The organism is Streptomyces sp. NPDC058401, assembly GCF_042722885.1.
GTDB lineage: Bacteria > Actinomycetota > Actinomycetes > Streptomycetales > Streptomycetaceae > Streptomyces.
Genome location: NZ_JBHXKA010000208.1, coordinates 1 through 9385, shown reverse-complemented (window position 1 = coordinate 9385; position 9385 = coordinate 1). Strand labels below are relative to the sequence as shown.

10 protein-coding genes are annotated in these 9385 nt (G+C 73.9%); 5 read left to right on the top strand and 5 right to left on the bottom strand.

Translation table 11 applies throughout. The features are described 5' to 3' along the window. Both ACFWNV_RS37900 and ACFWNV_RS37895 read left to right on the top strand, forming a co-directional pair. The coding region (locus ACFWNV_RS37900; RefSeq protein WP_383956322.1) for a (Fe-S)-binding protein at positions 1-973 on the top strand (973 nt) is incomplete at its 5' end. Between the two features lie 109 nt (positions 974-1082). Beyond that, a complete protein-coding gene (locus ACFWNV_RS37895; protein ID WP_383956319.1) occupies positions 1083-2069 on the top strand; it encodes a DMT family transporter in 987 nt (328 codons plus the stop codon). On the opposite strand, the gene ACFWNV_RS37890 is transcribed toward ACFWNV_RS37895, so the two are convergent. The 4 genes from ACFWNV_RS37890 to ACFWNV_RS37875 form a co-directional block, all read right to left on the bottom strand. Then, positions 2030-2866, bottom strand: a complete 837-nt coding sequence (locus tag ACFWNV_RS37890) for a hypothetical protein (protein WP_383956316.1) — start codon at positions 2864-2866, stop codon at positions 2030-2032. The genes ACFWNV_RS37895 and ACFWNV_RS37890 overlap by 40 nt on opposite strands. Before the next feature lie 81 nt (positions 2867-2947). Further along, positions 2948-3889 (bottom strand): hypothetical protein, encoded by a 942-nt coding sequence (locus ACFWNV_RS37885; RefSeq protein ID WP_383956313.1) that lies wholly within the window; start codon positions 3887-3889, stop codon positions 2948-2950. Between the two features lie 174 nt (positions 3890-4063). Beyond that, entirely contained in the window at positions 4064-4342 is a 279-nt protein-coding gene (locus ACFWNV_RS37880) for a hypothetical protein (RefSeq protein ID WP_383956311.1), read from the bottom strand. Positions 4343-4381: 39 nt separating this feature from the next. After that, positions 4382-5440 (bottom strand): helix-turn-helix transcriptional regulator, encoded by a 1059-nt coding sequence (locus ACFWNV_RS37875; protein WP_383956308.1) that lies wholly within the window; start codon positions 5438-5440, stop codon positions 4382-4384. Positions 5441-5523: 83 nt separating this feature from the next. Between ACFWNV_RS37875 and ACFWNV_RS37870 the strand changes: the two genes are divergently transcribed. Then, complete coding sequence (locus ACFWNV_RS37870; protein WP_383956305.1) at positions 5524-6024, top strand: hypothetical protein; 501 nt, start codon at positions 5524-5526, stop codon at positions 6022-6024. Between the two features lie 46 nt (positions 6025-6070). On the opposite strand, the gene ACFWNV_RS37865 is transcribed toward ACFWNV_RS37870, so the two are convergent. After that, positions 6071-6772, bottom strand: coding sequence for an HAD family hydrolase (locus ACFWNV_RS37865; protein ID WP_383956302.1), 702 nt, complete (start codon positions 6770-6772; stop codon positions 6071-6073). A gap of 302 nt (positions 6773-7074) precedes the next feature. Here ACFWNV_RS37865 and ACFWNV_RS37860 point away from each other — a divergent pair, with 302 nt between their 5' ends. Further along, entirely contained in the window at positions 7075-7890 is an 816-nt protein-coding gene (locus ACFWNV_RS37860; protein WP_383956299.1) for a TIGR03084 family metal-binding protein, read from the top strand. A gap of 68 nt (positions 7891-7958) precedes the next feature. Further along, the coding region (locus ACFWNV_RS37855) for an acyclic terpene utilization AtuA family protein (RefSeq protein ID WP_383956324.1) at positions 7959-9385 on the top strand (1427 nt) is incomplete at its 3' end.

The following is a 9385-nucleotide window of genomic DNA, read 5'->3' as shown; positions in this document are numbered from 1 at the left end:
GGGGCTGGATATGGCTGGCGCCGGCGACCCAGCCCCTCCGGCGTTTGAGGAGCGGGGGTCCGGGGGCTGGCCCCCGGCAACGGCGCCGCACGCGGGATCGGGTCCGGGCGAAGCCCGGGGAACGGTGGAAGGGCGGGTAGGGGACCCAGCCCCGCAGGGCCCACCGACACCGGGGTCCGGGCCCGGGGCAGGGACCGCGCCGGAGGCCGGGGCTGCGCCCGGGACCGTTGTGACGGTGTGGCCGGACACGTTTACGGAGTACCTCGCTCCCGAGGCCGGCCACGCCGCCGTCAGGGTCCTGCGGGCCGCCGGCCTGGAGGCGACCGTCCCGGCGGGCCGGGTCTGCTGCGGGCTGACCTACGTCTCCACCGGCCGCCTGGACGCCGCCCGCAGGGTCCTGCGCCGCACCCTCGACGCCGTAGGCGACCCGCAGGGTCCCGTCACCGTCCTCGAACCGAGCTGCGCGGCAGCGCTCCGCACCGACCTGCCCGCGCTCCTCCCGGGGGACCCCCGCGCGGCCCGTCTCGCAGCGGCCGTCCGAACCTTCGCGGAGACCCTGGAGGAGTACGCCCCGCACTGGCAGCCGCCCCGCCTGGACCGGCCGGTCGCCGGCCAGACGCACTGCCACCAGCACGCCGTCCTCGGCGACGCCGCCGACCGCCGGCTGCGGGAGCGGGCCGGGCTGACGGGGGAGCTCAGCGGCGGCTGCTGCGGCCTGGCGGGGAACTTCGGCTTCGAGCCGGGCCACCACGAGGTCTCCGTGGCCTGTGCCGAGGAACAGCTCCTGCCGTCGCTGCGGGAGGCCGCACCGGGTACGGAGGTGCTGGCGGACGGGTTCTCCTGCCGGACGCAGATCGCGCAGCTGGCCGGTGGCCGGGCCCGCCACCTGGCGGAAGTCCTGGCCGAGGGACTGGCCGAGGGACCGGCTGAGGGGCCGGCCGAGGGACTGCCCGAGGGACCGGCCGAGGGCTAGGCGGAAGGTGCGGCAGAACGCTTGCCGGAGGGCCGCGGGAGCCGGACGTACACCGGATGTAAGGCAAAACACGGACGCATGGTCCTTACTCACCCCCTAATCTGGATAAATGCCCGCACCCACCGCCACGCCCACCGACCCCACGCGAGCGACGGCAACCACGCCCGCCCCCGCCGCCGCCCCCGCGGACGGCTCCTTCCGGGCGCGCTTCGGCCCCGTCGCCCTGGTGGTCACGGCGGGCGTCTCGGTGCAGTTCGGTGCAGCCCTCGCGGTGATGCTCATGCCGAGGGCGGGCGCGGCCGGTGTGGTTACGCTGCGCCTCGCGGCGGCCGCGCTGGTACTGCTGCTCGTCTGCCGGCCCAAGGTGCGCGGCTACTCCCGTTCCGACTGGTCGACCGTGGTGTGGTTCGGCGTGGCCATGGCCGGCATGAACGGCTTCATCTACCAGGCCATCGACCGCATCCCCCTCGGCCCGGCCGTCACCCTGGAGGTGCTGGGGCCGCTGGTGCTCTCCGTCGTGGTCTCCCGCCGCCTGCTGAACCTGCTGTGGGCCGGGCTGGCGCTGGCCGGCCTGGTCCTGCTGTCCACCCACGGCGGGGGCGGCCTGGGCGGCCTCGACCCGCTGGGCGTGGCCTTCGCCCTCGCGGCGGGCGGCATGTGGGCGGCGTACATCGTGTTCAGCGCGCGGACCGGCCGCCGGTTCCCGCAGGCGGACGGGCTGGCGCTGGCGATGGCCGTGGCCGCCGTACTGTCCCTGCCGCTCGGCGTGATCGAGGCCGGTTCGGCCCTGCTGCGCCCCAGCACCCTGCTCCTGGGCCTCGGCGTGGCGGTGCTGTCCTCGGTCCTGCCGTACACGCTGGAGCTGCTCGCCCTGCGCAGGCTCCCGGCGCCCACCTTCGCGATCCTGATGAGCCTGGAGCCGGCGATCGCCGCGACGGCCGGGTTCCTGATCCTGAACCAGGCGCTGTCGGCGCTCGACGCGGCGGCGATCGCGCTGGTCATCGTGGCGAGCATGGGCGCGGTCCGCTCGCAGACCCGCCCGCGCCCGTCCGGTGTTCAGGCCGTCGTCGCGGAGTCCAGCGCGGGCAGGAACTGATCGTAGAAGCCTGCCTTGAGCAGCAGCGCCCGTTCCTCGGTCTCCTTGAAGCCGGCGGCACCGGCCGCCCCCTCCGCCCGGCCGAGGAGCTCGGTCACCCGCGCGGCCAGCCGGTCGGAGTGGGTGTCGGACAGCAGGGACACGGTCGCGAGCGAATGCGTCTTCGCGTCGTGGACCAGGTGCGGGTGGTAGAACCGCGAACCGTTCCGGCCGCCGCCCCCACCCCCACCCCCACCCCCACTCCCACCCCTACCCCCGTCGCCGCCCCCGCCCGTGAACACCGGCCCCATCCGCTTCCACAGCCGCCCGTACTCGACGGAGACCAGCACCTCGCCCCAGAAGCGGAGGAAGGTCAGCAGCCGCAGGTCGGCGTCGGCGCGGCCGCCCGCGTCCGCGATCAGTTCGAGGGTGTCGGTGATCGCGCGCCGCGTCGCGGCCGTGGGCCTCGACGCCACCAGGGCTTCCCTGGACACCCCGAGCCGGCGCAGGTCCTGCGTCATGTCCTCGCGGTGCGAGGGCACGTGCCCCTGGGCGCCCGGGTACTCCTCGCGCAGAATGATCCGGGCGATCCGCAGCCCCTCCTCGTCGCGCAGCAGGTCGATGGCCAGGTCGTAGGACGGGGTGAACGCGAGCGATACGAACCGTCGCTGGAGCAGCAGCGCGGTGAACTCCTCGTCGGGCAGCCGGGTGACGTTCGCCAGGACCGGATGCTCCTCGAAGCGCTCGATCAGCCCGTTCTCGAACCCGTCCAGCTCGTGCAGTCCGTCCTTCGCGTCCGGAGCGCCCACGTCGTGCATGGCCGTACCTTTCCGTGGATCTCGTGGATCTGGTGGATCTGGAGGATCTGGAGGTGAACCCGCACCCGGATCACCTGGTGATCACCAGGTGATGTCCCTGAGCGATTCGCGCCAGTCGGGGAGCGGCAGGTCGCGGCCGATCTCCCACAGGATGTCCAGCTCCTTGCGGACCTGCCGTCCCATCGTGGTGTCACTGCCGTCGATCTCGGTCTGGACGGAGTCGACGGCCAGCTGGCCGTGCAGGAACGAACTGACCAGAAAGTGCTCGTCGGCCTTGTGCACGGCGATGGACGGCAGGGAGTTGTATACGCGCACCCTGAGCAGGGCCCGGCCCGCGGGCCCGACCGCCCGGTGCAGTTCCGCGAGGCCGGCCAGGCACATCTCCACCCGGGCCTTCACGTCCGGCGCGAGGGCGGGGTCCCGTACGGAACGCAGTGCCTCGTCGCGCAGTCCCGCCACGGGGGAGGAGGGGTACAGGAGCATGATCCGCACCGGGATGCCACGGTCCACCAGCGCCTTCTCCAGCGCGGGCTGGAAGTGGACCAGGTCGGGGATGAAGGTCTGGAGGATGGTCACCTCCTGGGTGGCACCCTCCACGAACCCGTTGAACACCCCGTACGGGAAATCCGCGTGCACCCGGACCACGCCGAGGTAGTTCTCCTGCTTGAGCTGCTGCGCGACGGTGTCGATGTCCAGTTTGGCGAGCTGCGCCTGGAAGCTGCTGTCGAGCCGGGCGACCTGCGTCTCGACCGTCTCGTCCAGGCCGGTGATCCGGCTGCGGACGGTCTCGCCCAGCGCGGTGAGCTGGTCCTGGACCACGTCGAGCTTGCGCAGGCGGTCGATCTCCAGGAGGAGGAACACGGTGACCGTGCTCAGGATCAGCAGGGTGACCTTGGGCAGCGCACCCCCCGGAGCGAGTGCGTCGAGCCATCCGAAGAGATCGGCGATCAGGACCACGACGCCCGATATGGACATCAGGGCCAGCGCGATCCGCTCCACCCGATAGCGAACGTCGACACTCATGTCGCTCCAGCCCCCGTGCCCCGTACCTCGTGCCCGTCCTTCGTGGTCGGCGACGACCGTATACCGACTGCCTTTGTTCCAGGGGGGTTTGGGGGCGGATCGGGGAGGGGCGGGGCTAGTTCAGGCCATGGGGGTCGGGTCGGGTCGGGTCGGGTTGAGTCCGGTCCCGTCCCGTCAGTTCCAGGTGGTGTCGTCGGACGGTAGGGGCGTCGCGTCCGCGTGCTGGACGTTCGCCTCGACGTGGGTCGTCCCGCTCGTCCCGCTCGTCCCGGCCGTCCCTGTGGCCCCGCCCGTCCCGGTCGCCCCGGTCGTACCCGTGGTCCCGGTCTTGACGGTCGTCTGCGCCGGCCGGTTCCCGTCCGGGAAGTCCTGGCCCCAGCCGCTGGCCACGGCCACGCCCAGCGCGAGGGCGCTCAGGGCGGCGGTCGCGAAGTACATCCGACGAGTCGTCATGCGCGGAGCATCCCAGCCGCCCGCGCCGGAGGGAAGGGGTCAACCGACCCTGTCCGGGCCCCCGGCCCCCGCAGCCCCGTAGCGGGCCGCCGTCGCCGCGGCCGCCGCTCCGATGCGTCGGCGCAGGGCCGGCGGGGCGAGCACCTCCGCCTCCGCGCCGAGCCCCAGGAACTGCGCCTGCGCGTGCTCCTGCGACTCGATCGGCAGCACCGCCCGGGTCCACCCGGGCAGTTCGGGGTCCGGGGTCCCGGTGGCGGCCAGGGCTCTGGCCTGGGCGCCGGTCAGCCGGGCGGCGGCCCGCGCGGAGACCCGTACCTCCGCCTCCTCCGGGTACAGCCGCTCGTGGAACTCCGCCTGGGTGCGCCGCCAGTGGGAGGCCAGCTCGAAGCCGTCCGGCAGCGCGCACTCCTCGCCGGTCTCGTGCACCGCGAGGATCTGGTCCACCCGGTAGGTGTACGGGGGGCCGCCGGGGCCCGGCGTGCCGGGCGGGGTTCCCGCTCCGGGCGCCGCCGTGGTGTCCGGGGGCGGCGCCGAGCCCGCGACCAGGTACCAGCGCCCCGCCTTCAGGACCAGCCCGTACGGGGCCAGGCGCCGGTCCACCTCGTGGGGCGCCTTCCAGCGCCGGTAGCGGACCTCGACGACCCGGCCCCGCCACACCGCGTCGGCGACCCGCGCCAGGTGCGGGGTCTCCTCGTGCTCCGCGTACCAGCCGGGCGCGTCCAGGTGGAACCGCAGCCGCATCCGGTCGGCCTGCGCACGCAGCTCCGCGGGCAGGGCGGCGCGCAGCTTCAGCTGGGCGGTGGACAGGGCCCGGCCGAGGCCGAGTTCGGCGGCCGGGCCGGGCATGGAGGTGAGGAAGAGGGCCTCCGCCTCGCCCGGAGCCAGGCCGGTGAGGCGGGTGCGGTAGCCGTCGAGGAGCTGGTAGCCGCCGCTGTGCCCGGCGTCGCCGTACAGCGGGACGCCGGCGGCGGCCAGCGCCTCCGCGTCGCGGTAGACCGTACGGACCGACACCTCCAGCTCGGCGGCGAGCTCGGCGGCGGTCATCCGGCCCCGGGTCTGGAGCAGGAGCAGGATCGAGAGCAGTCGGCTGGACTTCACGCGCACTTCACTGACACAGGATGTCAGTGGAGTGCTCCTACGGTTCCCCCGTCAGCACGGAGAACAGTTTGGGGAGACCGCACATGAACGACTTCGACTTCTTCGCCGGCACCTGGGACGTCACCAACCGCTGGCTCGCCGACTTCCTGGACGCGGACAGCGGCTGGGAGGTGTTCCCGGCCGTCTCCCGGGCCACCCGCCACTTCGACGGCGCGGCGAGCGTGGACGAGATCGAGTTCCCGACGAAGGGTTTCGCGGGACTGACCCTGCGCCTCTACGACCCCGAGCGCGAGCAGTGGACCCTCAACTGGGCGAGCCGCCGGACCGGGACGCTCTTCCCGCCCGTCGAGGGACGGTTCGACCCGGCCACGGGTACGGGCGTCTTCGAGGGCGAGGACACCTACGAGGGCAAGGCGGTCCGGGTGCGGTTCGTCTGGTCGCGGACGGGCGCGGGCGCGGGGGCGGGTGAGGGGGCGGATTCCCCGCGCTGGGAGCAGTTCTTCTCGGCCGACGAGGGCGTGAGCTGGGTCCACAACTGGACGATGGACTTCAGCCGCCGGGCGGCCGACGGCGTCGCCGGCTGAGGACGCCGCCGGCTGATGGTGGCGGCCGTCCGAGTAGCCGGAGTCGTCAGTTCAGCCCGAGCGCCGAGCTCAGCCCGTTCGGCCGCTGCCCGACCGGCAGGTGTTCGACGAGCCGGACCGGGCACCCCAGTGCCGCGGCCCCCGCGTCCGCGACGGCGTCGTCGCCGACCATGAGCACGTCCGCGGGCGCCAGTCCGAGCGCCTCGCAGGCGACCCGGAACAGGCGGGGATCGGGCTTCTGGACTCCGTGCTCGAAGGAGAGCACGTACGCGTCGACGAACCGGTCGAGGCCGTGGGCGCGGAAGACGGGGCGCAGGTCCCAGCCGATGTTGCTGACGACGGCGACGGGCAGGCCCCGTTCGCGCAGGGCGGCGAGGGTGGCCGCGGTATCGGGGTAGGGCCGCCAGGCCGCGGGGGTCCAGTGCCGCTCGTAGAGGGCGTCGGCCAGCTCCGGGGCGGGCAGCGGCACCTCCCGGGTGAGGGCGGTGTAGGTGGCCCGGTGTTGCTCGGGGCTCAGGTCCCGCTCCCGCCACAGCGGCTCCAGCCGGGCCGGCAGCCGCCGCGGCGAGGCGCCGCCGGGGAGGGCTCCCGCCTCTTCGAGCCGGGCGGCCAGGGCGCTGAGTTCGGCCTCGGGCAGCTCGATCCCGGCGTCCGCCACGACGGCGCGCAGCCAGTCCTCGGTGGGCTCGACCCGGAAGAGGGTGCCGGAGAAGTCGAACATCACGCCTTTGACGGAGTCCGTGATCATCTCTTCGTCCCTTCTGCGTCTCTGCGTCTCTGCGTCTCTGCGTCTGTACGTGTGGGCGTCTCTGCGTGTCTTCGTCCCTGCCTCCGCGCGCCTCGTCGATGCGCGCGCGGCCGTGACGTGGATCTTCGCCGCGCGCGCACGCCCGGCGCAAGCCCCCGCCCCCGCGCAGCGGAGGCCGGGCGGCCGCTCCAATTCCCCGTCCGGTCAACCTCATTCATCTCAGGAAAATAAATGCAAGCACGCTTGATTGTTTTCCTGGCGGCTGCCACGCTTCCCCTCACGCCGAGAAGGGGAGCGCACCCGTGCCCGATCCGTCCGCTGTCGAGAACGTCTTCGCCGTCTTCGTCGATCTCCGCGAGGAGGGCCGGGAACTCGACTCCCTGGTAGGTGAGTTGCCCGCCGCCGACTGGGCGAAGCCCACCCCCGCACCCGGCTGGAGCCTCGCCCACCAGATCGCCCACCTGCACTGGACGGACCGGGCCGCGCTGCTCGCCCTCACCGACGCCACCGCCTTCGCGGGGCTGGTCGAGGAGGCCCTGAAGGCCCCCGACTCCTTCGTCGACGCGGGCGCCGAGGAGGGCGCCGCCCTGGCCCCCGCCGAGCTGCTCGCCCGCTGGCGCGACGGCCGCACCGCCCTCGACGGAGCCCTGGCCGCGGCCTCGCCCGATGCCAGGTTCCCCTGGTACGGGCCGCCGATGAAGGCCGCGTCGATGGCGAGCGCCCGCCTGATGGAGACCTGGGCGCACGGCCAGGACGTCGCCGACGCGCTCGGCGTGCGCCGCGTCCCGACGGCCCGGCTGCGGCACGTGGCACGGATCGGAGTCCGAGCGCGCGACTACGCGTACGGGGTGCGGGGACTGCCCGCGCCGACGGGGGAGTTCCGGGTGGAGCTGACGGCCCCGGGAGCCCCGGCCGAGGTGTGGACGTACGGCCCCGAGGACGCACCGCAGCGGATCACCGGCCCGGCGCTCGACTTCTGCCTGCTGGTGACCCAGCGCGCCCACCGCGCCGACCTGGCCCTGACGGCGTCCGGCCCCGACGCCGACCGCTGGCTCGACATCGCCCAGGCCTTCGCGGGCCCGGCGGGCCCCGGCCGTACGCCGGGGGCCTCCCGGTGACCCGGCGCCCCTTGCGGATCGGCAACGCGTCGGGCTTCTACGGGGACCGCTTCGACGCCCTGCGCGAGATGCTGACGGACGGCCCCCTCGACGTGCTGACCGGGGACTACCTGGCCGAGCTGACCATGCTGATCCTCGGCCGCGACCGCCTGAAGAACCCGGAACTCGGCTACGCCAAAACCTTCCTGCGCCAGCTGGAGGAGTGCCTGGGCCTCGCCCACGAGCGGGGCGTACGGATCGTGGTGAACGCGGGCGGCCTGAACCCGGCGGGACTCGCCGGAGCCGTCCGCGCCCTGGCCGCGAAGCTGTCCGTCCCCGTCTCGGTCGCCCACGTGGAGGGCGACGACCTGATGCCGTACGCGCTGCCCTCCGGGGAGGACGCGCTCACCGCGAACGCCTACCTCGGCGGCGCCGGGATCACGGCCTGCCTGCGGGCGGGCGCGGACGTGGTGGTGACCGGCAGGGTCACGGACGCGGCGCTGGTGAGCGGGCCCGCGGCCTGGTGGTTCGACTGGACGCCGGAGGACCACGACCGGCTGGCCGGGGCGGTGGTTGCGGGCCACGTACTGGAGTGCGGCACCCAGGCCACGGGCGGCAACTACGCCTTCTTCACCCGCCACGACGTGTCCCGGCCCGGGTTTCCGCTGGCGGAGATCGCGCAGGACGGCTCGTCGGTCATCACGAAGCACCCGGGCACGGGCGGTGTCGTCTCGATCGGTACGGTCACGGCGCAACTCCTCTACGAAACCCAGGGCATCCGCTACCTCGGCCCCGACGTGACGGCCCGCCTGGACACGGTCCGGCTCGCGCAGGCCGGTCCGGACCGGGTGGCGGTCTCGGGCACCCTCGGGGAAGCCCCGCCCGCGACCCTCAAGGTGGGAGCGACCCGCATCGGGGGCTGGCGCAACGAGGTCGTCTTCGTCCTGACGGGCCTGGAAGTCGACGCGAAGGCGGCGCTCGTACGGGAGCAACTGGCGGCCCTGCTCGCGCCGGTGGAGTCCGTCACCTGGACGCTGTCCCGCACGGACCACACGGACGCGGACACGGAGGAGACCGCCAGCGCGCTGCTCCGCCTGGTCGTCCGCGATCCGTCCCCCGACCGGGTGGGCCGCGCCCTGACCTCGGCGGCCATCGAACTGGCCCTGTCCAGCTACCCGGGCTTCCACGTCACGGCCCCGCCGACCCCGGCCCAGCCGTACGGAGTCTTCGCCTCGACCACGATCCCCGCGACCTCGGTCCCCCACACGGCGGTCCTCCCGGAGGGCACGAGGCTCCCGGTGGGTGTGGACGGTACCCCTGCGGGGCCAATCCCCCACCCACCCTTCGCCCGTTCCCCGGGCCCCGCCCGGACCCGCGCCTCAAGCACCGGCGAGCCTGGTCCCGCCGGGCCGCCCCCCGCCCCTCCGGCGCCCAACCCGGCTCCGTCGCAACTCGACCCGGCTCCGCCGGCGTCCAATCCAGCCCCTCCGGCGTTTGAGGAGCGGGGGTCCGGGGG

Bases quoted from the DNA above. Each gene is read 5' to 3' on its own strand.
- ACFWNV_RS37880 (WP_383956311.1), bottom strand. From the start codon at position 4,342: ATGACGACTCGTCGGATGTACTTCGCGACCGCCGCCCTGAGCGCCCTC.
- ACFWNV_RS37890 (WP_383956316.1), bottom strand. From the start codon at position 2,866: ATGCACGACGTGGGCGCTCCGGACGCGAAGGACGGACTGCACGAGCTG.
- ACFWNV_RS37895 (WP_383956319.1), top strand. From the start codon at position 1,083: ATGCCCGCACCCACCGCCACGCCCACCGACCCCACGCGAGCGACGGCA.
- ACFWNV_RS37870 (WP_383956305.1), top strand. From the start codon at position 5,524: ATGAACGACTTCGACTTCTTCGCCGGCACCTGGGACGTCACCAACCGC.
- ACFWNV_RS37865 (WP_383956302.1), bottom strand. From the start codon at position 6,772: ATGATCACGGACTCCGTCAAAGGCGTGATGTTCGACTTCTCCGGCACC.
- ACFWNV_RS37885 (WP_383956313.1), bottom strand. From the start codon at position 3,889: ATGAGTGTCGACGTTCGCTATCGGGTGGAGCGGATCGCGCTGGCCCTG.